Raw genomic sequence first — 24,542 nt, forward strand, 5'->3', positions numbered from 1 at the left:
CGCATCTGGAAACGATTACGCCTTCCCGCGCTCACGCACGGCCCCGCCATACGGGCGACAATAGGCGTTTTCCCGCTGCCGAGACCTGCCCGCTCATGTCCCGTACTTCGTTGACCCGCTTCCTGATCCAGGAACAGCACGCCGGCCGCATCAACGCCGACCTGCGCCAGCTGATCGCGGTCGTCGCCCGCGCCTGCACCAGCATCTCCATCGCCGTCAGCAAGGGCGCCCTCGGTGGCGTGCTGGGCGATGCCGGTACCGGTAACGTGCAGGGCGAGGCGCAGAAGAAGCTGGACGTCATCAGCAACGAGATCCTGCTTGAAGCGAACGCCTGGGGTGGCCACCTCGCCGCGTGCGCCTCGGAGGAAATGGACCACAGCCAGCCGGTGCCGGACATCTACCCGCGCGGTGATTTCCTGCTGCTGTTCGATCCCCTCGACGGCAGCTCCAACATCGACGTCAACGTCTCCGTCGGCACCATCTTCTCGGTGCTGCGCTGCCCGACCAATGTCGAACTGCCGGGCGACGACGCCTTCCTGCAGCCGGGCAGCAAGCAGATCGCCGCCGGCTACTGCATCTACGGGCCCAGCACCCAGCTGGTGCTGACCGTCGGCCATGGCACCCACGCCTTCACCCTGGACCGTGAGAAGGGCGAGTTCGTGCTGACCACCGAGAACATGCAGATTCCGGCGGCTACCCAGGAGTTCGCGATCAACATGTCCAACCAGCGCCACTGGGAAGCACCGATGCAGGCCTATGTCGGTGATCTGCTGGCGGGCAAGGAAGGCACGCGCGGCAAGAACTTCAACATGCGCTGGATCGCCAGCATGGTCGCCGACGTGCACCGCATCCTGACCCGCGGCGGCATCTTCATCTACCCGTGGGACAAGAAGGATCCGTCCAAGGCCGGCAAGCTGCGCCTGATGTACGAGGCCAACCCGATGGGCCTGCTGGTCGAACAGGCCGGCGGCGCCGCCTGGACCGGCCGCGAGCGCATCCTCGACATCCAGCCCGACCAGCTGCACCAGCGCGTGCCGGTGTTCCTGGGTTCGCGCGAGGAAGTGGCCGAAGCCGTGCGCTACCACCACGCACACGACATCGCACAGGTCTGACGGCCTATCGCCTGACAGCGGTCATGGCAGAACGATGACATGACCGTGGGGTGACACCGAGGGCGGCAAACGGCACCATCAAGCCGTTGCCGCCTAAGGAATGCACGCATGCACGAGCAGGGCCCGGTCGATTTCATCGAGGTCATCCACAACGCGGTCCCCAGCGAGGTCTGCGCGGCGATCGTCGAGCGCATGCGGGCGGCGCGTGGCCTGCAGCCCGGTGCCGTGGGCAGTGGCGTGTTCCCGGAACTCAAGCACAGCAAGGATCTGCGCATCAGCGGCCTTGATGGCTGGCAGGATGTGGACCATCAGCTGCAGCACGCGGTGTTCAACGGCCTGCTGACTTATCTACGCCGTTATCCACAGGCGTTGATTGCGCCGCTGATGTTGCAGATCCAGGACAGCAACGGCCAACCGCGACGCCTGTCTGCCGAGGACTTCCCTGACATGCCGCAGCAGCAGCTGGCCGACCTGGCCCGCACCTGCCTGCGCCCGGGCGCCATCAACCTGCAGTGGTATGCGGCGGGCGAGGGCGGTTACCCGTACTGGCACTGCGAGCTGTACCCCAAGGATGCGCAGGCCGAGACCCTGCACCGGCACGTGCTGTGGACGCTGTACCTCAACGACGAATTTGAAGAGGGCGAGACCGAGTTCCTGTTCCAGGGGCGGAAGATCGCACCACGCACCGGCAGCCTGCTGATTGCGCCGACGGCGTTTACCCATACCCATCGCGGTAACAGGCCGCAGGGGGGGGACAAGTTCATCGCGACGAGTTGGATCCTGTTCCAGAGCGCGCAGAAGTTGTTTGGGGGACGGTGAGGTCATCGTACTCCTCCCGATTGGAGCCGATATCCAGGCAAGTTCGTTATGCCGTCGGTGGTTTACCGGGCCTCAGGAGAGCAGTAGTAGTCGCCGCCCCTGTCCGAGTCCCAGTAGGTTCCTCCATAGAGCTTCACCGTACTGCCTCTTGTCGTCAGCTCTACCGAGCGTGCCAGGCGATCCTCGCAGAAGACCATCAATCTGTAATGGCGCTGCCGTTTGTCTTTCTGCAGTCGCCACCGCTTCTCTGCGGCTTGTTTGATGAAGAAAGCGGCGATCTGCTCTGGATCAGATTCGAGTTCGGCGTCGAAGACGGCCCCCAGGAACGTGACCTTCGGTAAGAACTTAACGTTCGTGGGATGGACCCCTGAAGGGAGTTCAAAGGTATCGGTAGCAGCGCGCAGTTCTGCTTCTGTTGGCTTTCCGGTCCAATCGCCACCTCCGATGGATCCAAACATTGAAAGATAGGTACCGCCTATCAGGGCCGCAATCACAGCGTATAGAAGCAAATGAGCCAATGATTTCTTCTTCACCAACCATTCCCCCAATCGCCATCCTTCTTAGACAGCTCACCCGGTGATGCACCGCCGCCAATTCCAATACCAATTTCAGTGGAAGTTCCACCGCCGGCGGAATAGTTGATACCTCCACCAACTCCAGCTCTACATTAGGGCTTCGGCTTCCTCCACGGTCTGATCAGGGTTTTGTACATGACCCAGGCAATCCAGCCGCAGACCAACCCAACCCCAGCGACAGTGATTTCCTCTTCCCCGAAAGGAGATCCACTTACCCCTTGATAGACGACGAAGACAGTTGCTCTCAACGACAACAGGGCAAATATCACTACAGGTGCCCAAAGTATGAACTTCATCATTCCCCCGTGTGCAATGCATGGACCCATGCTCGACAACTGGCCGTCTAGACTCTCTGTCCCGACATCTGCGGCATCATGATCTTCTTGCATGTACGGATTACCGGCATGAGGTTCCTCTTTCCGCTCTTGCCTCCGCGGTACTACCGCCGAGAATCGATGTCAGAAGAGGCAGCATTTTCCCTCAGAACGCGGTGCCAGTACGCGTAACTCCAAGCTTTCCATGCTAGCTGTTGCAGCTTCCAGAACCCGAAAGCCATCAGCCTCAGATTGGCTGTTGCAAGCGGCCGTGGCAAATAGAGTCCAGCTTGCTCGACTTCGCTCCAGATAGAGTCGGGCGGGCTCGACGCTACCGCGGGCGACGGCGATAGAGAATCCCGCCTGCCACAGCGCCGAACACCGCCACACCGAAACCAACGAGCTCTTCTTCTCCAAGCGCGTCGCCGGAGATCGGCTTGCCGCCCGTCAGCAACAGAAGGTTCAACGGAAGCATCCACAGGAACGCGATGCCCAGCCAGTAGATGATCTTCATGTCATGTGCTCACGGGTCCGGATACATCGACTTGAACCAGTAGGCGGATCTGTTCCGCATCCATGAGCTGAATTCTCCCGTCTCCAGTTTCCGCAGCTGGCGCATGTCTATTCCATAGCGCTGGAACAGCGAAATCAACTCTCTCATATCTTCGTCATCCACAGCCGACGGATCAACAGAGACGTTGATCGTCCTGAGGAACCCTTCGACAGACACCACGCCCGGAATCTGGTTCAACCTGGAGAAGAACGCATCCTCGTCCAGTCGTGATTAGAACCTCAGGGAATGAATTTCTATTTTCAGCATTGCCAGTCGTCGCAGAAGTGATTGCATGCAGGCAGTTCCACCCGGCTATCGGGTGGGACCAAAGGATCCCCAGAGATCGTCGTTTCCTCCTTGCCAGGCACTGAGCTTCTCGACAGGGATTTCCTTCAGTTGACAGGTGAACTGGAGATAGAAGGAACGGTCTTCTTTTCGATAACTGTTCCACCCGACAGCCGTCACTTTGACTTCCATCCGATTATCGCGCTCATGCGGCTGATGTAGTTCTACGTCGACTGAATCGGACAGCCAGTTGTCTCCCTTGTGCACAAAGCCCGCGCCGCCACTGGTGAGGCGTGCATCCACTACCTCCGGCGTCCCTTCCGACGAGGGCGCGTATCGCTTCAAGCTGCCTGTGATCTTGATGTACTGCTGGGAGTCGATCACGCCTGGCGACTCCGAGAAGAGGCGCAGCAGAAGGAGGGTATCGGTGCCCTTGCGCACCCTCTGACCTGTATCTGCCACCCACAGACGCTGTTCGAACTCGTCCAGGCCAGCCGGCATGTCAGTGACGATCGCGGCCTGCGGAACGATGATGCATTCGTGAATGGAGCGAGCTTCCACCTGCACGCTCGCAAGGTAGAGAAGGAGACCACTGGCGTGGAAGCAGTGAGTGCGTTTCATCATGTACAGCACGTTCGTGCGGATTCAGTTGCGCGAACGTCTGGAGGGGTGTGCCTGTTCGAAGGGGGATGCCTCCGGATCATGCACTCCCGTCCATGCATCAAGCTGCTCCAGAGACAATGGCTTGGCTCTCAGATGCTCTGACACTGTGGTCGGTGCCTCGCACTCTCCCGGCCACTGCAGTGGGCTTGCAGAGCGAAACGTTGCATCGACCTGGACCTCGATGCCGAAGTCTCCTGCGGAAACCACGGTAATCTGCCCTGCGACCGGCACTGCGTAGCAGCCCGTCTTTCCGGCAAACGCGCTGGACCCTCTGCTATGGAACATCCGTACTCGATCATTTGGGACAGAGAACCGGTCGCCTGCTTTCGCATCAGCGGGGAGCTGGATCGTGAGCTTGCTGAAGGTGGAACGGTCGGTCCTCCACGACGTGCGGAATCGTCTCAGCCCGATCACTCGGCTGTCCCCGGCAACGATCTGGTGACAAGCGAAGAGCCGCTGGCGCGGCTCGACCGTAAGGCAGGTGGGGTCGCGCATGGCAGCGTCTTCAACCACAAACGCACGGGCAGCCTCTGCATCGGTACCACAGAAAAGCAGAAACGCACCACAGCTGAAGGCATGTGAGCGCTTCATGTGCGAACCGATTCGTCGTCAAGCGAACGGCATCGCACTGTCACGGATCCTGGGTCATCCATCTGCATCCCTCCCTGGCTTGCAGGCCATCCGGCCAAGCGCAGATTGTTGCCGGTAAGCCGGGCAGCGGTCCAGCGTTCTAGAACAGACTTCCCTGCGGCGAATCCTTCTTCGGCGTCAGCGGCTTCACGAACCGGCTGCAATCCAGCTTCGGCCAATGGCTGTTCTGCGCATTGAAGCCGAGACGCTTTCGCGCCAGCTTGAAGCGGTTGTTCAACAGATCGGCATACACGCCCTGGCCACGCATGCGGGTGCCGAACTGGCTGTCGTAGTCCTTGCCGCCGCGCAGCTGCTGGATGGTACTCATCACATGTGCGGCGCGATCTGGATGATGGGTGTCCAGCCAGTCGCGGAACAGCGGCGCCACTTCCAGCGGCAGGCGCAGCAGCACGTAGCCTGCGGTGCTGGCGCCAGCATCGTGCGCGGCCTCCAGCACGGCTTCCAGCTCGCTGTCGTTGATCCACGGAATCACCGGCGCCACCATCACACCGACCGGAATGCCCGCTTCATGCAGGCGCTTCATCGCACGCAGCCGTGCATGCGGCGCCGACGCGCGTGGCTCCAGCTTTGCGGAGAGATGCGGGTCCAGCGAGGTCACCGAGAAATGCACGCTGACCAGGTTCTCCGCCGCCAGCGGTGCGAGCAGATCGATGTCGCGCTCGACCAGTGCGTTCTTGGTGATCAGCGAGAACGGATGCCTGGTTTCCAGCATCACTTCGATCAGCTGGCGGGTGAGCTTGAACTTGCGTTCGATCGGCTGGTACGCATCGGTGTTGATGCCCAGCGCGATCGGTTGCGGCACGTAACCCGGCTTCGACAACTCCTTGCGCAGCAGCTGCGGCGCATTGGTCTTGGCGAACAGCTTGGTCTCGAAGTCCAGGCCTGGCGACAGGTTCAGATAGGCGTGCGAGGGGCGCGCGAAGCAGTAGGAGCAGCCATGCTCACAACCGCGGTACGGATTCACCGATTGGCTGAAGCCGACGTCCGGTGAGGTGTTGCGGCTGATGATGCTGCGTGCGGTCTCGGCACGTACTTCAGTGCGCAGACGCGGGGCGAGGAATTCCTCGCTCTCATCGACCGCCCAGCCGTCGTCCACCGCCTCGCTGACGGTGCTTTCAAAGCGCCCGGCAAGGTGGGACGTGGAACCTCGGCCCTTGATCGCGATACCCATTGCGGCAGGTTACGCCGCAGCCGTCTCAATGGCTGCGACGGCTGCCTGAAGGGTTCAGCGCGGTGCTGCGTCGAGCATGGCTCAACGCTACAGGAGAGCGGTCAGAGCAACGCCAGGTACCCGCGCACGGTGGCATCCAAGCCGTCGTACAGCGCCTCACCGATCAGCGCGTGGCCGATCGACACCTCCAGCACGTCCGGCACGTGGGCCAGGAAATCGCGCAGGTTGTCCTGCGACAGGTCGTGCCCGGCGTTGACGCCCAGGCCCACCGCCTGCGCCCGCCGCGCCGCAGTGGCGAACAGTTCCAGCATCGCCGCAGCGTCGCCGGCCGCGTGTGCTTCGGCGTAGGGGCCGGTATACAGCTCGACACGATCTGCACCGACGTCGGCCGCCTGCTCCAGCAGTGGGTTGCCCGCATCGACGAACAGGCTGACCCGGCAGCCCTTCGCCTTCAGTTCGGCGATCAGTGGTCGCAGCCGCTCGGCATCCCGCTTGAAGTCGAAGCCATGGTCGGAGGTGATCTGTCCATCGCCATCCGGCACCAGCGTCGCCTGCGCCGGGCGGGTCTGCGCGCACAGCGGCAGCAGGCCTGGGTAGCCCTCGCGCGGCGGTGCGAACGGGTTGCCTTCGATGTTGAATTCCACGCCACGCGCGCGGGTCAGCGTGGACAGCGCCAGCACGTCCTCGGCGGTGATATGGCGGCGGTCCGGCCGCGGGTGCACGGTGATGCCATGTGCACCGGCATCCAGGCAGGCCTGGGCGGCGCGCACCACGTCCGGTTCGGCGCCGCCGCGCGAATTGCGCAGGACGGCGATCTTGTTGACGTTGACGCTGAGCTGGGTCATGGAACGGAACTACTTGGAAAGAGGGGACGGATCGTGGTCGTTGGCGTCGACATTGCGGCGGGCCTGGGCCTGCTCGCGCAGGCGGCGCAGCTCCTCGGCATCGACAAGGGTGGCAGGGTCCCGCTGAAGGTCGCCGAAGCGGGCTACATAGCGACCGCGCACCCAGGCCAGCAGGAAGGCGAGGGCGGCCAGCAGGCACAGGGTCATCAATGCGGCGCTGGGGGTCTTCAGGGCGAAGGCGAAACAGCCCAGCGCCAGCAGCAGGTACAACCAGTACATAGTCGGGCTCCCCGGATGATCGCCGCAGTGTAGCGCTGCGTCAGAGCAGCGGCGAGGCCAGCCGGGCGAAAGCCTCGGGCAGGCGGTGCAGCCACAGCGAACGGCCGGCCTGGTCGTGCACGCGGGTGGCGCGGTCGAACTCTCCCTGCAGCAGCCCGGCCAGAGCGGCGACACGGTCACGGTCGCTGATCATCATCGACAGCTCGAAGTTCAGGCGGAAGCTGCGGTGGTCGAAGTTGGCGCTGCCGACGATGCAGACATCGTCGTCGGCGATGAAAGCCTTGGTATGCAGCATGCGCGGGCCGTACTCGTAGATCTTCACCCCGGCGTGCAGCAGTTCGTCGAAATAGGAGCGCGCGGCCTGGGTGACAAACCAGGAGTCGCTCATCTTCGGCACCAGCAGGCGCACGTCCAGTCCACCCAGTGCCGCCGAAGTCAGCGCCATCCGCGCCGCTTCGCCCGGCACGAAGTAGGGCGTCACCAGCCACACGCGCTCGTGTGCTTCCTGGATGGCCGCCACGTGCAGGCGGTGGATCGTTTCCCAGCCCGAGTCCGGGCCGGAGACCAGCACCTGGGCGTTGATCGCACCATCGCCGCGCAGCGGCATGTCAGCCGGCCACAGACGGGCAATGTCCATGCGCGAGGGATCCTGGCCACTGGCATAGAGCCAGTCCTCGGCGAACACCAGCTGCAGGCTGCGCACGACGTGGCCGCGGATGCGCATGTGCAGGTCGCGGTAGGCGTTCGGCTTGCGGCTCTCGTCTTCATCGTCGGTGATATTGATGCCACCGGTGAAGGCCAGCCGGCCATCGACGATCACCAGCTTGCGGTGCGTACGCAGGTTCAACCACGGCCGCTTGAACGGCTTCAGCAGCTGCCGCGGATGGAACCAGACCGCCTCGCCACCGGCATCGATCAGGGGCTGCAGGAAGCGGCGAGGCAGGGCGGAAGAACCCACTGCATCCAGCAGCAGGCGCACCTGCACGCCGGCACGGGCGCGCTCGACCAGGGCGTCGCGCAGGGCGGTGCCGGCATGGTCCGGATTGAAGATGTAGTACTCCAGGTGCACGTGATCGCGAGCCTGCGCCACCGCTTCCAACAGAGCGGCGTAGGTAGCGGCACCATCCACCAGCCAGGTCACTTCGGTCGCGCTGCTCGGCGCCAGGCCCGTGGTGGCCTGCGCGATCTTGGCCAGCTCGGTGCAGTCGGCATCCGGTGGGCAGACATCGCTGTAGTGCTCCATGCCCGAACGTGCGCGTCCGCGGCGCAGCCGTTGCCGCTTCACCTTCTGCGGGCCCAGCAGGTAGTAGATGAAGAGGCCCAAGTAGGGCAGCAGCGCCAGTGACAGGATCCAGCTCAGCGTGGCGACCGGCTCACGCTTCTGCAGCATGATCCAGCCCGCCAGCGCGAACAGATACAGCAGATAGGCCACCGCCAGGATCGAGCCAAGGTGGGCGATGCCGTCGAGCCAATGACGCAGGGAGTCGAAGAGGGCGAGCATCCGCCGATCATAGCGGTCCAGGCCGGCAGGCATAAAAAAAAACGCCCCTGTCTCCAGGGGCGTCTGCAGTCGCGTCATGACTGTTGTGTTGCGGTGTAGCGATTACTGCTGCACAAAACCGATCTTCTTCATCTGAGCATTCTTCGCGGCGGCCAGAACCTTGGCCATCACGTCGTACTCGGAATCCGGGCTGGCGTCGATGCGCAGTTCCGGCTGGTTGGTCGGGTCACGCTGGACCTCCTGCTCCATCCGCTGCTGCAGCTCGCTGGTATTGATCGGGCTGTTGTTCCACGAGACCTGGTTGCTGGCGTCGATCTTCAGTTCGATCGGCGGCGGCGGTTCGACCAGCTGCGGCGGTGGGTTGAGCACGCGCTGCGGCAGGTCGACGGCGATCGGGTACGTCATGATCGGCGCGGTCACGATGAAGATGATCAGCAGAACCAGCATCACGTCCACGAGGGGCGTGACGTTGATGTCTGCCATGGGGCCCTTGCCACCACCACTACTGAATGCCATGGCTTATTGCCCCTTTTCTTTGGTCGCGACGAAGCCGACGTCCAGCATGCCCTGCTCCTGCGCGACCTTGGTCAGGTCGTTGATGACGCGCATCTTGGTGGTGCGGTCACCACGCAGGTTCAGCGGCGGCTGCGGGGTCTGCTGGGCGGCGGTCGCCAAGCGCGACTCGAGAGTCTGCTTGTTGATTTCTTCGTCGTTCCAGTAGATCGAGCCGTCTTCCTTGACTGCCAGGGTGATCGGTCCGGAACGCTTTTCAGCGTCTTCCGGCTTCTGGATCAGGTTGGCTTCCGGCAGATCCACCTTGACCTTGTGGGACATCAGGGGCGCCGTGATGATGAAGATGATCAGCAGCACCAGCATCACGTCCACGAGGGGCGTAACGTTGATGTCGGCCATGGGGCCGCCGCTGTTACCACTACTGAAAGCCATAACGGGCTCCGTCTAGATCTTGGTGACTACTTACGTTCGTCGCTGGGTGACGCGCGCCGCAATTAGCGGACGCGCGAGCCGGTGGCGAAGAAGTCGTGCAGGTCGTGCGCGAAGGTATCGAACTTGCTGATGGTCGCGCTGTTGATCTTGCTGAAGAAGTTGAAGGCGAACACGGCCGGGATCGCGACGAACAGACCGATCGCGGTCATGATCAGCGCTTCACCCACCGGGCCTGCAACGGCGTCGATCGAAGCGGAGCCGGTGGCACCGATCTTGATCAGGGCGCCGTAGATGCCCCACACGGTACCCAGCAGACCGACGAACGGAGCGGTCGCACCGACGGTGGCCAGCAGGGTCATGCCCGACTGCAGCTTGTTGCTTTCGCGGGTGACGGCCTGGCGCAGGGCGCGGTCGACGAACTCCGAACGGCTCAGGTTCTCACCCACGCCGCCGGTGGCGCCGCCTTCAGCGCGCTGGTGGTGCGCAGCAGCCTGGGCAGCGTCCAGGGCGATCTTCGAGAACGGCTCCGAAGCCGGCTGCTCTTCCATGGCACGGATGGCGTCCTGCGCGTTCGGGGTATCCCAGAACAGGCTGACGACGCGATCAGCAGCGCTCTTCAGGCGGGTCGCACGGAAGATGTTGATGACGGTCCAGTACCAGGACATGGCCGACATGGCGATCAGGGTCAGCAGCACGACCCAGGAAACCGCGAAATCACCCGGCTTGGTGGTCATTTCGTGGATCAGGTGCTCGAAGCCCATCTGCGACAGGGCGTTGGACGGATTGCCCCCGGCAGCAGCGGCGATGAAAATTTCCTGCAGCATGACGCTTACCTTTGTTGTGTGTGGTGATAAAGGGTGTAGCTAAGCTAAACAATCGAACCGGGAGCGGGGGTGGCCATGCGGCCACCCGGGCGCATCAGTTCAGCGCAAAGTTGACCGGGACGCGAACGCGACCTGCCGCCTTCTTACCGCCAGATTCAGCGGCGTTGAAGCGCCACTTGCGAGCCGCTTCCATCGCGGCACGGTCCAGGTCGCGGTTACGGCTGGACTTTTCCACCGTGACATTGGTGACGTTGCCGTTGGCATCGACATCAATGATCAGGATCACTTCGCCCTGGATACCCGCGCGGAAGGCGGCCGGCGGGTAGCGCGGCGGATTCATGGCCTTCGACGAGATGTCCACGCTGGCCTCGATCGAGGTCGCAGGTGCCGGCGGCGCGGGGGGCGACGGCGGGGTGACGATATCGCTCGGGCGCGGCTCCGGCACGTCCACGACCGGCGCCTGCGGCGGCGGCGGGACCGGCGACGGCTTCGGCGGCGACAGATTCTTCACCGGCGGCGGCGGAGTATCGGTCGGCGGCGGCGGCGGCGGCGGGGGCGGCGGCGGCGGCGCATCGACGATGGTCACCATGACGTTGCGCTCCTTCTCAGCCACGGCCTTGGGAGCCACGGCGGGAATGAGGAGCATCATGAAGGCGGCCAGATGCAGGGCAATTACAAACGCGATGCCGACGATGCGAGGCCAGCTCAGCCCCTTGTCATCGGGTTGTTCGTACCGGTGAACGACTAGTTGTTCCGTCATGCGCCAAGAGCTCAATAGTGGGGCCGGGATGCCGGGGGCGGAATCCCTGATCAGCGGTGCATGACACCGCAGGAACCTCCAAGCTTATACCAATCCTGAGCGCCTGCGCATCAACTGGGCAGGCATTCAGGCGTTATTCCTACTTACTTCAGGTTGATGATTTTCTTGGCATCAGCCTGGTTCTTCACACCCTTCGCCAGCGCCTGCTGGGCGGCCTGCTTGGCCTCCGGGATGCGACCTTCGGCATGCAGGACGCGTGCCAGGTTCAGGTAGGTCTCACCGTCCTTGGACAGCGGGGCAGCCTTCTGCCACGCATCGATCGCCTGCGGCACCTGGTCGGAGTAGTAGTAGGACTGGGCCAGCGCCAGGTAAACCTGGTAGTCCGGCTTCAGGATGCCCTTCTGCAACCCTTCGTTGATGACCGCGATGACGTCCTTTTCCTTTTTGTCGGTGTTGGCATAGATGGAGTACAGCTGCTTGTACTCGCGCTCTTCGGTGAGCTGGCCGCTGCTGCGCAGCTTGTCCATCACCGCGGCCGCCTTGTCCATCTGGTCGGCCTGCATGTACATGCTGGCCAGGTTCAGCTGGGCCTTCTTGTCGTTCGGGTTCTTGGCGGCCAGCGCCTCGGCTTCCTTGACCGCTTCGCCGGACTGGCCGGCTTCGGACAGGGCCGCCATCAGCAGCTGGTTCCAGTTGTCCTTCGGTTCGGCGGAGCCGGCGATGGCCTGCTTCAGCACCGGAATCGCTTCCTGGTAGCGCTCCAGCTGGTACAGCGCCTGGCCCTTGGCGATCAGTTCTTCCGGCTTGGTCGACTTGCTCTCGGCGAAGTACTTGTCGAGGGTTGCCAGGCCTTCGGCTGTCTGGTCTTCCTGCAGCTGCAACTGGCCCAGCATCAGCATCGACTGGAAGTGGCCGTTGTTGTCCAGGCCGTTGAACTGCAGGACCTGCTTCAGGTAGGCGATGGCAGCCGGGGCGTCATCGGTCTGGTAGGCAGCCTGCGAGGCCAGCTGCGCGGCCAGCGACTTGTCGTACTCGTTCGCGGCGCTGTCAGCCAGGATGGCGTCGGCCTGGGTGCGGGTTTCCGGGAACTTTTCCTTGTTGTAGCTGTCGATCATTTTCTGCAGCTTGCTGCCCATCTTGGCCGAAGCCTTGACCGTCGGCTCCTGGCGGGTCGCGTTCGGGTACAGCGCCTCGGCCTTGGCCTGCTTGCCGCCACGGTTGCCGCGCTCGGAGGAACGCGAGGACTGCGCGAAGGCATCGGTGACCACGGCGCCGGTCAGGGCGGTCGCGACGAGGACGGAAAGCACAGCTTTGTGGTTACGGAAAATCATCGTTCACCTCGATCGAACCGCCGGTTAGCGGCAAAGTCGGACTGTCAGAAAAATCTGAGCCGCCAAACGTATCAGAAACAGATGGCGTGAGAAATCGTTTTATGTGCTGCAATACAGCATAGAACTGCGCACTCATCCGCACTTTGGCCGTAGCCCGGCCGCCTGCGCCTGCTGATAGACCGGCGTCAGGCCCGGGGCATCACGTCGCAGTTCCTGGATCCGGTTGGCCGGATCCGGGTGGGTGGACAGCCATTGCGGGCTGCGACCGCCGCTGGCGGCCATCATGTTCTGCCACAGGTCGACCGCCTGCGCCGGATTGAATCCGGCCTGGGCCATCAGCCGCTGGCCGATCACGTCAGCCTCGCTTTCCTGCGTCCGCGAGCCCGGCAGCAGGAAGGCAGTCTGCGCGCCCATGCCACCGAGCTGGTTGACGGTGCTGGCAGCACCTTCGCCGTAGGCTGCGCCAGCCAGCGCGCCGAGCACGGCCAGCCCGGTCTGCGCACCCATCTGGCGGGTGATGCGCTCTTCGTGGTGGCGGGCGATGACATGACCGATTTCATGGCCGATCACGGCAGCCAGCTGATCCTGGTTCTTGGCCACGGTGAAGATGCCGGTGTTCACGCCGACCTTGCCGCCGGGCAGGGCGAAGGCGTTGGGTTCCTTGTCGACGAATACCGCCGTCTCCCACCGTACGCCACGGTATTGAGCTGGCAGCTGCGCGACCAGGGCGTTGACCACGCACTGCACGTAACCGTTCTGGCGGCCGTCGGTGCTGATCTTTTCCTTCTGCTTGGTTTCGGCGAACGCCTGTGCGCCGAGCTGGTCCAGCTGCGCCTGCGAGACGCCGCCCACCATCTGCCGGCGACCGGTAGGGGAGGTGGTGGTCGCGCAGGCGCTGACCAGGGTGGTGATGACAAGGGCCAGCAGCAGTTGTTTCATGGAAACTCCCCCGTGTTCATATGCGGAGTGTGTAGCGTAGCGGCTTAATCTTTCGTCAAGCGGACGCGGCCTTACGTTGACCCCAGGAACACCATCGCCGCAAGGGCGACCGCATTGTTCAGCGCATGGGCGGTGACCGCCGCCCACAACGTGCCGGTGCGCCGGTAGAGCCAGCAGAACGCGGCCCCCATGCCACCATAGACCAGCCACAGCTGTGCGATTTCGGCCGGGCCATTGGCACTCGTGCCAGGGATCTCATGGATCAGGGCAAATGCGAGGCTGCTCAGTACCACGCCCAACCCAGGCCGCCCGGCCTGCCACAGGCGGCCAAACAGCACGCGGCGGAACAGCAGTTCCTCGTAGGCCGGCGCCAGGACCACCGCGAACAGCACCAGGAACAGCGGGAAACGTGCGATCGCGCTCTGCATCAGCGCCAGATTGGTGGGGACCGGCTCGACGCCGACCTGCTTGGCCAGGAAGGCGATGCCGTTGCTGCCGAGCACGATCAGGGTCGCCACCAGCAGGGTCCAGCCCCAGGTGGAGGGGCGGCGCAGCGCCTGGCGCGAGGCGTGGCGCTCGGCGGCGTTGGCCGGCCGTCGCCAGAAGTACAGCAGCAACGCGGCACCACCGGTGGCGAACAGTGCCATGAGAATCTGCGCAAGCGCGCCGGGCTGGCCCAGTGACGCCGCGACCGAACTGGCGTCGGGTGCGCCAGCGCCAGCCTGCGCGTTCGCGTAACCAACCACCACGCCACGGTACAGTCCCCACAGCAGGCCGCTGACCAGGCTCAGGCCGAACAGGGTGACAGCGGCGATGCCCAGGTCGATGAAGAACCCCGCCAACGGCGAAATGGCACGCGGCGCGGCAGAAGCCGGCGGAACCGGGGGCGGAGCGGAAACCGGGGCGGATGCTGACATCAGGTACCTGTGTTCAAGAGTCGAAGGCCGGCGCGCCTCCCCGCGCGCCGGCCGTGTCCCGATTGTGTCAGATATCCAGGTTTGCGACCTTCAGCGCGTTGTCTTCGATGAAATCGCGACGCGGTTCGACGACATCACCCATCAGGGTGCTGAAGATCTGGTCGGCTGCGACAGCGTCCTCGATACGCACCTGCAGCAGTCGGCGGGTTTCCGGGTTCACCGTGGTGTCCCACAGCTGCTCCGGATTCATTTCACCCAGACCCTTGAATCGCTGGATCTGGCGGCCGCGCTTGGCCTCCTCGAGCAGCCAGTTCTGTGCCTTGGCAAAGCTGTCGACTTCGATCGACTTGGCACCGCGGGAAATGGTCGCGCCTTCGCGGACCAGACCGTGCAGCAGCTTCGATGCCTGGTGGATCGCGCGCAGTTCGCCGCTTTCGAAGGCCGACATCGGCAGCACCTGGATGTGCTGTTCGCCCATGTGGCGTCGGGTCACCAGCACAGCGGCCGGGCGCTCGTCGTTGGCTTCCTGCAGTTCCAGCGTGAAACGCGGGCTGCCCAGGCTGCCCTGGTTGAGGCGCTTGGCCAGTGCATCCAGGCCCTCGCCTTCGCCGGCAGCGCGCAGGCTTTCCAGGTCCATCGGCACGAAATCGACCAGCGCTTCAAGCAGGTTGCGGTCGTAGCGATGTGCGTTGCGCTCGATCGAATCCAGCGCGGCCGCGTAGGCCAGCAGCAGCTTTTCCAGCGCAAGGCCTTCGATGCCGGGCTCGCCGGTGGCCGGCACCAGCGCAGCGTTTTCCACCGCGCTGCTGGCCAGGTAGCTGTCCAGCGCCGGGTCGTCCTTCAGGTACAGCTCCTGCTTGCCCTGCTTGATCTTGTACAACGGCGGCAGGCCGATGTAGACGTAACCGCGCTCGATCAGCTCCGGCATCTGACGGTAGAAGAACGTCAGCAGCAGGGTGCGGATGTGGGCGCCGTCGACGTCGGCGTCGGTCATGATGATGATCTTGTGGTAACGCAGCTTGTCCGGGTTGTACTCGTCTCGGCCGATGCCGGTGCCCAGCGCCGTGATCAGCGTGCCGACCTGGTCGGAGGACAGCATGCGGTCGAAGCGCGCGCGTTCCACGTTGAGGATCTTGCCGCGCAGCGGCAGCACCGCCTGGTTCTTGCGGTTGCGGCCCTGCTTGGCCGAGCCACCTGCCGAGTCACCCTCGACGATGAACAGTTCGGACAGCGCCGGATCCTTTTCCTGGCAGTCGGCCAGCTTGCCCGGCAGGCCGGCGATATCCAGCGCGCCCTTGCGGCGGGTCAGGTCGCGGGCCTTGCGCGCCGCTTCACGTGCGCGCGCGGCGTCGACGATCTTGCCGGCGATCGCCTTGGCTTCGTTCGGGTTCTCCTGCAGGAACTCTTCCAGGCGCGCACCGAAGGCGTTTTCCACCGCCGGACGCACGTCGGAGCTGACCAGCTTTTCCTTGGTCTGGCTGGAGAAGCTCGGGTCCGGAACCTTCACCGACAGCACCGCGATCATGCCTTCTCGCATGTCGTCGCCCGTCAGGTTGATCTTGGCCTGCTTGGCGATGCCGTTCTGCTCGATGTAGTTGTTGAGCACACGGGTCAGCGCACCGCGGAAACCGGCCAGGTGGGTACCGCCGTCCTTCTGCGGAATGTTGTTGGTGAAGCAGTACATCGTCTCCTGATAGGAGTCGGTCCACTGCAGCGCCACATCCACGACGATGCCGTTGTGCTCGCCGGTGACTGAAATGACGTTCGGGTGCAGCGGCGTCTTCAGCTGGGCCAGATGCTCCACGAAGCTGCGGATGCCACCCTCGTAGTGGAAGTCATCGCGACGGCCGTCGCCACGCTCGTCGGCAAGGACGATCTTGACGCCGGAGTTCAGGAACGACAGTTCGCGCAGGCGGCGGGCCAGGATGTCGTAGTGGAACTCCACGTTGTCGTGGAAGGCGACGGTGGACGGCCAGAAGCGCACGGTAGTGCCGCGCTTGGTGGTGGTTTCCAGCTTGGCCAGCGCGGTCACTGCGGCGCCGTTGCTGAATTCCTGCTGGTAGTGGAAGCCGTTCTGGAACACGTCCACCAGCAGCTTCTGCGACAGCGCGTTGACCACGCTGACGCCGACGCCATGCAGGCCGCCCGAAACCTTGTAGCTGTTGTCGTCGAACTTGCCGCCTGCGTGCAGGACGGTCATGACGACTTCGGCTGCAGACACTTCGCGACCGAGCTTGGCACTCATCTGCTCGTGCTTGCCAGTCGGGATACCACGGCCGTTGTCGGACACCGAGACCGAACCGTCGGCGTGGATCGTCACCGCAACGTGGTCGGCGTGGCCGGCCAGCGCTTCGTCGATCGAGTTGTCGACGACCTCGAACACCATGTGGTGCAGACCGGTGCCGTCATGCACGTCACCGATGTACATGCCGGGACGCTTGCGGACAGCCTCCAGGCCTTCCAGGGCGGTAATGCTGTTGGCGTCGTAATTGCCGTTGTTTGCCGGGGTGTTCTGTTCGTCGCTCATTGCGCTTGCCGTAGGCTCCGCAGGTCGGCCACCGCTTGGAGCGATGTGCCGAGAATGAAAGGATTCCAACCCGAATTATACCAGCCGGGGTCGAGCGGCCCTGGTGTGCCCACTATGGCACAGCCACGATCTGTGCATGTTCCACGTGGAACCGGGCGATGTGGGTCAGGTCCAGCAGCGCCGCCGGGGTTTCGGTAGCGGTGATGAAGATCTGTGCCGGCCCATTGAGCAGGCGCTCCAGCACCCGCGCCTGATGGGTGCGATCCAGCTCCGAGGCCAGATCGTCCAGCGCGATAACCGGCCATTCGCCGCGCTGTTCCGCATAGTCCTCGGCCTGCGCCAGCAGGCAGGCCAATGCCGTCAGCTTGGCCTGACCACGGGACAACGCATCACGGCCCGGAATGCTCTGGAAATCCACACTCCAGTCTGCCCGGTGTGGGCCGACCGAGGTATAGCCGGCCTGCCGGTCGCGTTCCCGGGCCAGAAGCAGGGCATCGGCCAAGGGAAGCTCATGCCGCCGCCAACCGGGGCTCAGTTCCAGACCCTGGATGCCGAGTTGCGGAGCCAGGCTGGCGGCCAAGGCCACCGTGCGCTGCTGCAGACGCTCCAGGTAGTGCTGACGGCGGCTGGTCAGCGGTTCCCCGGCCTCGGCCAGCTCGTGATCCCAGGTATCTAGCATCCGCGACGGCCCGCCCTGCTTGAGCAGAGCATTGCGCTGCTTCAGCGCCCGGGAATAGCGGCGCCACAGGGAGAGAAAATCCGGTTCCACGTGGAACAAGCCCCAATCGAGGAAGCGACGGCGAGGTTCGCCCCCCCCACTGACCAGTGCATGGCTCCCCGGCTCGAACGTCACCACGGCCAGCGCTGCGCAGAGATTGCCCAGCTGCGCGACGTCTTCACCGTCCAATCGTCCCTTCCAGTCCTGGCCACTGTGGCGCAGCCCGGCCTTTCGGCGGTGCGGCGGGTGATCGGCACGCTGTTCGTCCCATTCCACGAAGATCTCCAGCGCTTCCTGGCCCTGGCGCACCAGACCGTCGCGCACCCGGCCACGGAAGCTGCGCCCGTAGGCCATCAGGTGCAGGGCTTCGAGCACGCTGGTCTTGCCGGCACCGTTGTCGCCGGTCAGCAGGTTCAATCCAGGCTGGGGCGACAGGTCCACCGCACTGAAGCGACGCAGTTGGTGCAGGGCGAGGCGGCGGATAAGCATGGGGCGCGAAAGACCATCCGCACGAGGCGGTAGTGGGACAGGGAATCCATCAGCTTACTGCATCGGTCAAGCCAGCCGTGGCGCGCCAGACATCGCCACTGTGCTGAAGCCTCCGCCTGGCAACCCTACGCGTGTTCCACGTGGTGGCGCTCCCTCATCTGGGCTCGCCTGGGTCTGGATATGCCCGGGAATCCTTGAATTCTGAGCGGCGGCGCAGGGTACAGGCCTTCAGATTTCAGCGATTTCAGCCTCATTCCGCGAGCATCGCCAGGTTCCCTCGACGGTGGGTTGCGCGAACACCGCGCGGATTTCTTGAAATCTACGATGCGATGCCATGGAGGGTTCCACAGATTTCAAAGAATTCAGCCCGTTCGTTTCACGCTGTCCACAGCGGGTCTGTATGACTTATACACAAGGTATGGGCAAACTGTGGATAAAAAAGTCCTTTTGCCCGACCTGCCAAACTATCCACAGGTTCCCCCCCAGCCTGAGGGGCCTCTATACAGGGGGTTTCAGCTGCATAAATCTCTTAAAAATCAATTGGATAATGCATTTTTCCACGAAATCTGGGCCTACCATCACCACCATGCTTTAGATTTATACCCAGATTTAGAAGCTAGGCCAGCTCTGATCCGGCCCCAACCGGGCCTGTGGACAGTGACGTCTGCAGATGAAGCAACCACTGCGATAGCGGATGCGATCCGCTTCATCCATCCGACCAGATCGGGTCACCTGCAATCAGGCTGAGGACCCGGAACTGCGTACTCGATCGAAGTTGGCTGGGCAGCGCCCAGGTCAGCAACCTGGATTCCTACCGCGTAGGGCCGATTGCATCGGAGGGGCAACCAAGAACAATCGGCAAGCAGCAATCTCGAGCAAGACATTCGTCCAGACCTGGAGATTCCGCGAACTCCGATGCTCCACGTGGAACCTGCAAAAAAAAACGCCCGGGGAGATACCGGGCGTCCTTCGGTTCCACGTGGAACAGGCTGCTGTCAGAGACGCAGCGGCATGACCACGTGACGCGACTTCTCACTGCTGGATTCACGAACCAGCGCAGAAGAGTTGGAATCGCGCAGCTGGATGATGACCTCCTCATCGCGCAGCGCGGAGAGGGCATCCAGCAGGTAGTTCACGTTGAAGCCAATGGCCAGATCACTGACCGTGGTGTCGGCTTCGATCTCTTCCTGGGCTTCTTCCTGTTCCGGGTTGTGCGCGCTGATCTTCAGGTTGCCCGGCGAGACTTCCACGCGGATGCCGCGGTACTTCTCGTTGGACAGGATCGCGGCGCGCTGCAGCGAGGCACGCAGTGCTTCACGATCAACCTTCACTTCGCGGTCGGCACCGATCGGAATCACCGCTTCGTAATCCGGGAAACGACCGTCGATCAGCTTCGAGGTGAAGGTGACATCGTCGCGCTTGACGCGCACGTGGCTGCGGCCGACTTCCAGTTCGATCTCGCGATCGCCGCTCTCCAGCAGGCGCTGCAGTTCGGTCACGCCCTTGCGCGGCACGATGATCTGGCGCTTGGAACCGCTGGGCTTGGCCAGATCGGTTTCACACAGGGCCAGGCGATGGCCGTCGGTGGCGACCGTGCGCAGCGCATCGCCGCGCAGGTCGAACAGCAGGCCATTGAGGTAGTAGCGCACGTCCTGCTGGGCCATCGCGAACGCAGTGCGCTCGATCAGTTCCTTCAGGGTTGCTTCGCCGATGGCCACGCGCTCGGTGGCTTCCACTTCGTCCACCGACGGGAAGTCGTTGGAGGGCAGGGTGGCCAGGGTGAAGCGGCTGCGGCCGGCCTGCACGGTGATCTTGTCACCGGTCTGCGAGACGGTAATCCGGCTGCCGTCGGGCAGGGCGCGGATGATCTCGAACAGCTTGCGGGCGGGAATGGTGGTTTCGCCGTCCTGGGCATCTTCAACCGCGATCCGCGACACCATCTCCACTTCCAGGTCGGTACCGGTCAGCGACAGCTGGCCGTTCTGCACCTGGACCAGGAAATTGGCCAGAACCGGAAGGGTCTGGCGGCGTTCGACCACGTTGACGACCTGTGCCAACGGCTTGAGAAAGGCTTCGCGCTGCAGTGTGAAACGCATGTGGTTCCGTGCCCCTATGCTTTAAAAAATGTGGAATAAATCAAAAGCTTGGTGGTGCTGGTAGAGACAGAATCGCTGGAAAACAACGCTAAGTCTTTGTAAATAAAAGGATTTCAGGCATCGAAACCCTCTGTATTACCGACCCCCAGGGGGTGGGGAAAGCTGTGGATAAAACCGACGCGATTTCAAACGCCATTTTTATCCACAACGTGTCCCGCGCTTGCTACCGGATTCTGCACCGTTTTGTGCGATGACGCCTCATCGGCATCCGTGCATCATTCGCTCAGCTTCCGGATCAGCTTGTCCCAGTCCTCGCGGAGCTTGCCGTCGGTTTCCATCAGGGTCCGGATCTGGCGGCAGGCATGCAGCACCGTGGTGTGATCGCGACCGGCAAAGGCATCGCCGATCTCGGGCAGGCTGTGCTCGGTCAGTTCCTTGGTCAGGGCCATGGCGACCTGGCGCGGGCGTGCCAGCGAGCGGGTCCGACGCTTCGACAGCAGATCCTTGATCTGCAGGCCGTAGTAGTCGGCAACGGTTTTCTGGATGTTGGGAATGCTGATCGCCTGCTGCTGGGCGCGCAGCAGGTCGCGCAGGGTTTCCTGGGCGAATTCGGTGGTGATCGCGCGGCCGGTGAAATTGGCGCGGGCGGTCAGGGTATTGAGCGCGCCTTCGAGGTCGCGCACGTTGGAGCGCATCTTCTTGGCGATCAGGAACGCAACATCATCGGGAATCTCGGCACCGCGTTCGCGTGCCTTGGCCAGCACGATCGCGGCGCGGGTCTCGAAGTCCGGCGGTTCGATCGCGACCGACAGGCCCCAGGCAAGCCGCGACTTCAGGCGCGCTTCCAGGCCCTCGACTTCGCGCGGATAGCGGTCGCAGGTCAGGATGATCTGCTGCTTGCCATCGAACAACGCGTTGAAGGTGTGGAAGAACTCTTCCTGGGTGCGGTCCTTGCCGGCGAAGAACTGGATGTCATCGATCAGCAGCGCGTCCACCTGCTGGAACTGGCGCTTGAACTGATCCATGGTCTTTTCCTGCAGGGCCCGGATCATCGCGCTGAAGAACTGTTCCGAACGCAGGTACAGCACCTTCGCGCCCGGATTGGCCTGGCGCATGGCGTTGCCGGCGGCGAACATCAGGTGGGTCTTGCCCAGGCCGGTGCCCCCGTACAGCAGCAGCGGGTTGTGCGCGCGGTCGCCCGGCTTCTGCGCCGCCTGGAAGGCGGCGGCCAGGCCCAGCTGGTTGCTGCGGCCTTCGACGAAGTTGGCGAACGTGTAGTGGTTGTCCAGGTTGCCGGCAAACGGCACCTGCGGTTCGCTGGACACATGCGCCGACGGCGTGGAAACCGGCGCGTTCTGCGCCTCCACAGGGCGCGGGCGCGAGCCGATTTCAAGAAAAACGTCGCTGAAACCGGCGAAGTGCGCCAGCAGTTCGCGGATCCGGGCCAGGTACAGCTCGCGGACCTGGTCGACGATGAAGGCATTCGGTGCATACAGCACCAGGCTGTCCACGCGCAGATCGGCCTGCAGTGGCTTCAGCCAGGTATGAACGTCTTCCGGCGGGAACTCCGCTTCGAGGCGCTCGAGACTACGGGACCAAGCATCCATCAGCAATAATCGTCCGGTGGCCGGGGCATGGACGCGACAAGGCGCCCAAACACAGGCCTGAAAGGGGGGAAATGGATGGCTCAGACTACCACCGAGCGCCCGCCTTCGGAATGCTTGTCCCCTACTTATTCACAAAAACATCCACAGCTATTGCACAGCCCGGTGAATTCGCGTAGCTGCCAGGGGTTGACTTGGGGCAGGGTACCTCTCTAGAATTTCCGGTTCTTTCCGTCCCATTCATACGAGAGGCCCCCAATGGCCACGAAGCGCACCTACCAGCCCAGCAACCTCAAGCGTAAGCGCGACCACGGCTTCCGTGCCCGTATGAAGACCGCTGACGGCCGCAAGATCCTGTCGCGTCGCCGCGCCAAGGGCCGCAAAGTCCTGAGCGCCTGATTGCCATGCCGCACTCCGCGGCAGACGCAATCCCTTCGACAGTGAATACTGCAGACCCGCGCAAGCGATTCCCTCGCTCTGCGCGGGTTCGCACGCGTGCCGAATACTCAACGGTCTTCAACGGCGCCCGCCGTGTGTCCGATCCGCTGATGACCCTGCACTGGCTGCCGGCTGACCGGCCGGCCAGGCTGGGTCTGGCGGTTTCCCGCAAGGTTGATCCGAACGCCGTCGGGCGTAACCGGATCAAGCGCGTCCTGCGCGACATCCTGCGTCAGACACGTACCGACATCCAGCCAGGCGACTTTGTCGTCGTGGCTCGTAGTGCTGCGCGTTCCGCCAGCAACGACGAGATCCGCCAGGCCTTCCTGCGCCTGCTGCGTCGCCTGCGTGCATTGCCCACGCCGGGCGTGGACGGCACAATGCCGCCGCCTGATGGCATCGCAACTCCTTCTTTGACCGAGCCGGCATCGCGTCCCGGCCCCGCCGAGCCTGTCCGCTGATGAACCAGACCCGCGTATTCCTCATTTTTGCCTGGCTGATGGTGGCCGTGCTGCTGTGGATGGAGTGGAGCCGTGAAAAGGCTGCTCCGACCCCGGCACCAACCACCACGTCGGCCCCGGCCGCCGCACAGAGTGTTCCGGGCGCGAACCCCGGCGCCATCCCCAGCGCCCAGGTGCCGGGCGCCCCCGGCCAGGCCGCCGCACAGGCCCAGGCCAGCGCTACCCCGGCCAGCCAGCGCGTGACCGTCACCACCGACGTGCTGCGCCTGGTGCTCGACGGCGGTCGCGTGCTCGATGCCGAGCTGCTGCAGTTCCCGCAGACCAAGGACGAAGGCAGCCCGCCGGTCCGCCTGCTGACCGAAGACCCCGCGCACCCGTACAGCGCGATCAGTGGCTGGGCCAGCGAAGACAAGAACACCCCGGTCCCCGGCGCCGACGGCTTCAAGCTGGTGGGTGACACCAAGGACTTCGTGCTGGCCAAGGGCCAGAACGAGCTGCAGATCCCGTTCGTGTGGACCGCCGACAACGGCGTGACCATCAAGCGCACCCTGACCGTCTCGCGCAACGAGTACGCCGTGCGCTTCAAGGACGAAGTCAGCAACGCTGGCGCCGCGCCGTGGAACGGCTACGTCTACCGCACCCTGGACCGCACCCCGACCATCCTGTCGCGGAGCATGACCAACCCGGATTCCTTCAGCTTCAACGGTGCCACCTGGTACGACAACGACAAGAAGTACCAGCGTCGTGCGTTCAAGGACTACCTGGAAGACGGCACGCTGAACCAGAACATCACCGGCGGCTGGCTGGCGATGCTGCAGCACCACTTCTTCACCGCCTGGATCCCGCAGAAGGACCAGACCGCACACTACGTGCTGTCGCAGGTGGCCGGTCGTGACCTGATCGAAGCGCGTGGCCCGGCCTTCACCGTGGCCCCGGGCCAGTCCACCAGCACCGAAGCCCGCCTGTGGGTCGGCCCGAAGCTGGTCAACCTGATCGCCAAGGAAGACGTGCCGGGCCTGGACCGCGTGGTCGACTACAGCCGCTTCTCGATGATGGCGGTGATCGGCCAGGGCCTGTTCTGGGTGCTGAACCAGGTGCACAAGCTGGTCGGCAACTGGGGCTGGGCGATCGTCGGCCTGGTGGTGCTGCTGAAGCTGGTGCTGTACCCACTGTCGGCAACCCAGTACAAGAGCGGCGCCAAGATGCGTCGTTTCCAGCCGCGCATCGCGCAGCTGAAGGAACGCTATGGCGATGACCGCCAGAAGTTCCAGACCGCGATGATGGAGCTGTACAAGAAGGAAAAGATCAATCCGATGGGGGGCTGCCTGCCGATCCTCATCCAGATGCCGATCTTCTTCGCCCTGTACTGGGTGCTGGTGGAATCGGTCGAACTGCGCCAGGCGCCCTGGTTCGGCTGGATCCAGGACCTGACCGCACGCGACCCGTACTTCATCCTGCCGGTCATCAACGTGGCAGTGATGTGGTTCACCCAGAAGCTGACCCCGGCACCGGGCATGGACCCGATGCAGCAGAAGATGATGCAGTTCATGCCGCTGGTGTTCGGCGTCATGATGGCCTTCATGCCGTCCGGCCTGGTCCTGTACTGGGTGGTCAACGGCGGCCTGGGCCTGCTGCAGCAGTGGTGGATGACCAAGCGCCATGGCGGCGAGCCGGTCCCGGCCACCACCGCGCCGGCCCCGGTCAAAAAGAAGTAATCCCGACCTG

At 63.5% G+C, this 24,542-nt stretch carries 25 protein-coding genes; 6 read left to right on the plus strand and 19 right to left on the minus strand.

Annotated elements, in window-relative coordinates; all coding sequences use genetic code 11:
- Positions 1–95 precede the first annotated feature (95 nt).
- Positions 96–1,112, plus strand: a complete 1,017-nt coding sequence (locus tag AC5P5X_RS17015; protein ID WP_495216014.1) for a class 1 fructose-bisphosphatase — start codon at positions 96–98, stop codon at positions 1,110–1,112.
- A gap of 108 nt (positions 1,113–1,220) precedes the next feature.
- Positions 1,221–1,931, plus strand: a complete 711-nt coding sequence (locus AC5P5X_RS17020; RefSeq protein ID WP_049461425.1) for a 2OG-Fe(II) oxygenase — start codon at positions 1,221–1,223, stop codon at positions 1,929–1,931.
- Positions 1,932–1,993: 62 nt separating this feature from the next.
- Here the strand turns inward: AC5P5X_RS17020 and AC5P5X_RS17025 are convergent, their stop codons facing one another.
- From AC5P5X_RS17025 to AC5P5X_RS17040, 4 genes are all read right to left on the minus strand, one after another.
- The gene (locus tag AC5P5X_RS17025) at positions 1,994–2,464 is read right to left on the minus strand and encodes a hypothetical protein (protein WP_224119319.1); all 471 of its coding nucleotides are present in this window, start codon (positions 2,462–2,464) and stop codon (positions 1,994–1,996) included.
- Positions 2,465–3,151: 687 nt separating this feature from the next.
- On the minus strand, positions 3,152–3,334 hold the full coding sequence (locus tag AC5P5X_RS17030; RefSeq protein WP_223846460.1) for a hypothetical protein: 183 nt from the start codon (positions 3,332–3,334) through the stop codon (positions 3,152–3,154).
- A gap of 9 nt (positions 3,335–3,343) precedes the next feature.
- Complete coding sequence (locus AC5P5X_RS17035; RefSeq protein WP_062606456.1) at positions 3,344–3,571, minus strand: hypothetical protein; 228 nt, start codon at positions 3,569–3,571, stop codon at positions 3,344–3,346.
- A gap of 114 nt (positions 3,572–3,685) precedes the next feature.
- Positions 3,686–4,282, minus strand: coding sequence for a hypothetical protein (locus tag AC5P5X_RS17040; RefSeq protein ID WP_223846461.1), 597 nt, complete (start codon positions 4,280–4,282; stop codon positions 3,686–3,688).
- 315 nt (positions 4,283–4,597) lie between these two features.
- Here AC5P5X_RS17040 and AC5P5X_RS17045 point away from each other — a divergent pair, with 315 nt between their 5' ends.
- The gene (locus AC5P5X_RS17045; RefSeq protein WP_138970112.1) at positions 4,598–4,903 is read left to right on the plus strand and encodes a hypothetical protein; all 306 of its coding nucleotides are present in this window, start codon (positions 4,598–4,600) and stop codon (positions 4,901–4,903) included.
- A gap of 148 nt (positions 4,904–5,051) precedes the next feature.
- Here the strand turns inward: AC5P5X_RS17045 and AC5P5X_RS17050 are convergent, their stop codons facing one another.
- From AC5P5X_RS17050 to dnaA, 15 genes are all read right to left on the minus strand, one after another.
- On the minus strand, positions 5,052–6,143 hold the full coding sequence (locus AC5P5X_RS17050) for a PA0069 family radical SAM protein (RefSeq protein ID WP_049450315.1): 1,092 nt from the start codon (positions 6,141–6,143) through the stop codon (positions 5,052–5,054).
- Between the two features lie 101 nt (positions 6,144–6,244).
- Positions 6,245–6,988: a pyridoxine 5'-phosphate synthase gene (locus AC5P5X_RS17055; RefSeq protein WP_049395275.1), complete on the minus strand. Its 744-nt coding sequence runs from the start codon at positions 6,986–6,988 to the stop codon at positions 6,245–6,247.
- 9 nt (positions 6,989–6,997) lie between these two features.
- Positions 6,998–7,267 (minus strand): hypothetical protein, encoded by a 270-nt coding sequence (locus AC5P5X_RS17060; protein WP_005411742.1) that lies wholly within the window; start codon positions 7,265–7,267, stop codon positions 6,998–7,000.
- A 40-nt stretch (positions 7,268–7,307) separates the two neighbouring features.
- Entirely contained in the window at positions 7,308–8,768 is a 1,461-nt protein-coding gene (gene cls / locus AC5P5X_RS17065) for a cardiolipin synthase (protein ID WP_012478630.1), read from the minus strand.
- Between the two features lie 102 nt (positions 8,769–8,870).
- Positions 8,871–9,284: an ExbD/TolR family protein gene (locus AC5P5X_RS17070; RefSeq protein WP_005411740.1), complete on the minus strand. Its 414-nt coding sequence runs from the start codon at positions 9,282–9,284 to the stop codon at positions 8,871–8,873.
- Positions 9,285–9,287: 3 nt separating this feature from the next.
- Positions 9,288–9,713 (minus strand): ExbD/TolR family protein, encoded by a 426-nt coding sequence (locus tag AC5P5X_RS17075; RefSeq protein WP_005411739.1) that lies wholly within the window; start codon positions 9,711–9,713, stop codon positions 9,288–9,290.
- A 62-nt stretch (positions 9,714–9,775) separates the two neighbouring features.
- The gene (gene exbB, locus AC5P5X_RS17080) at positions 9,776–10,537 is read right to left on the minus strand and encodes a TonB-system energizer ExbB (protein ID WP_005411738.1); all 762 of its coding nucleotides are present in this window, start codon (positions 10,535–10,537) and stop codon (positions 9,776–9,778) included.
- A 94-nt stretch (positions 10,538–10,631) separates the two neighbouring features.
- A complete protein-coding gene (locus tag AC5P5X_RS17085) occupies positions 10,632–11,297 on the minus strand; it encodes an energy transducer TonB (RefSeq protein WP_164225556.1) in 666 nt (221 codons plus the stop codon).
- Positions 11,298–11,440: 143 nt separating this feature from the next.
- Positions 11,441–12,628 carry a tetratricopeptide repeat protein gene (locus AC5P5X_RS17090; RefSeq protein WP_005411736.1) on the minus strand — a complete coding sequence of 396 codons (1,188 nt, stop codon included), beginning with the start codon at positions 12,626–12,628 and terminating at the stop codon, positions 11,441–11,443.
- Positions 12,629–12,760: 132 nt separating this feature from the next.
- The gene (locus tag AC5P5X_RS17095) at positions 12,761–13,567 is read right to left on the minus strand and encodes a M48 family metallopeptidase (protein ID WP_005411735.1); all 807 of its coding nucleotides are present in this window, start codon (positions 13,565–13,567) and stop codon (positions 12,761–12,763) included.
- Between the two features lie 71 nt (positions 13,568–13,638).
- A complete protein-coding gene (locus AC5P5X_RS17100) occupies positions 13,639–14,484 on the minus strand; it encodes a CPBP family intramembrane glutamic endopeptidase (RefSeq protein WP_062606451.1) in 846 nt (281 codons plus the stop codon).
- Between the two features lie 67 nt (positions 14,485–14,551).
- Complete coding sequence (gene gyrB / locus AC5P5X_RS17105; protein WP_005411733.1) at positions 14,552–17,011, minus strand: DNA topoisomerase (ATP-hydrolyzing) subunit B; 2,460 nt, start codon at positions 17,009–17,011, stop codon at positions 14,552–14,554.
- 112 nt (positions 17,012–17,123) lie between these two features.
- Positions 17,124–18,218: a DNA replication/repair protein RecF gene (recF, locus tag AC5P5X_RS17110; protein WP_005411732.1), complete on the minus strand. Its 1,095-nt coding sequence runs from the start codon at positions 18,216–18,218 to the stop codon at positions 17,124–17,126.
- A gap of 995 nt (positions 18,219–19,213) precedes the next feature.
- On the minus strand, positions 19,214–20,314 hold the full coding sequence (dnaN, locus tag AC5P5X_RS17115; RefSeq protein ID WP_005411731.1) for a DNA polymerase III subunit beta: 1,101 nt from the start codon (positions 20,312–20,314) through the stop codon (positions 19,214–19,216).
- A gap of 275 nt (positions 20,315–20,589) precedes the next feature.
- A complete protein-coding gene (dnaA, locus tag AC5P5X_RS17120) occupies positions 20,590–21,921 on the minus strand; it encodes a chromosomal replication initiator protein DnaA (RefSeq protein ID WP_005411730.1) in 1,332 nt (443 codons plus the stop codon).
- A 255-nt stretch (positions 21,922–22,176) separates the two neighbouring features.
- Here dnaA and rpmH point away from each other — a divergent pair, with 255 nt between their 5' ends.
- The 3 genes from rpmH to yidC are packed head-to-tail and all read left to right on the plus strand — an operon-like array spanning position 22,177 to position 24,532.
- Positions 22,177–22,317, plus strand: coding sequence for a 50S ribosomal protein L34 (gene rpmH, locus AC5P5X_RS17125; RefSeq protein ID WP_005411729.1), 141 nt, complete (start codon positions 22,177–22,179; stop codon positions 22,315–22,317).
- A gap of 5 nt (positions 22,318–22,322) precedes the next feature.
- Entirely contained in the window at positions 22,323–22,817 is a 495-nt protein-coding gene (gene rnpA / locus AC5P5X_RS17130) for a ribonuclease P protein component (RefSeq protein ID WP_012481687.1), read from the plus strand.
- Positions 22,817–24,532 (plus strand): membrane protein insertase YidC, encoded by a 1,716-nt coding sequence (yidC, locus tag AC5P5X_RS17135; protein WP_005414969.1) that lies wholly within the window; start codon positions 22,817–22,819, stop codon positions 24,530–24,532. Before rnpA ends, yidC begins: the two co-directional genes overlap by 1 nt.
- The last annotated feature ends 10 nt before the right edge of the window (positions 24,533–24,542 follow it).

The sequence above is a fragment of the Stenotrophomonas sp. YJH_SMC_91 genome, assembly GCF_059368495.1.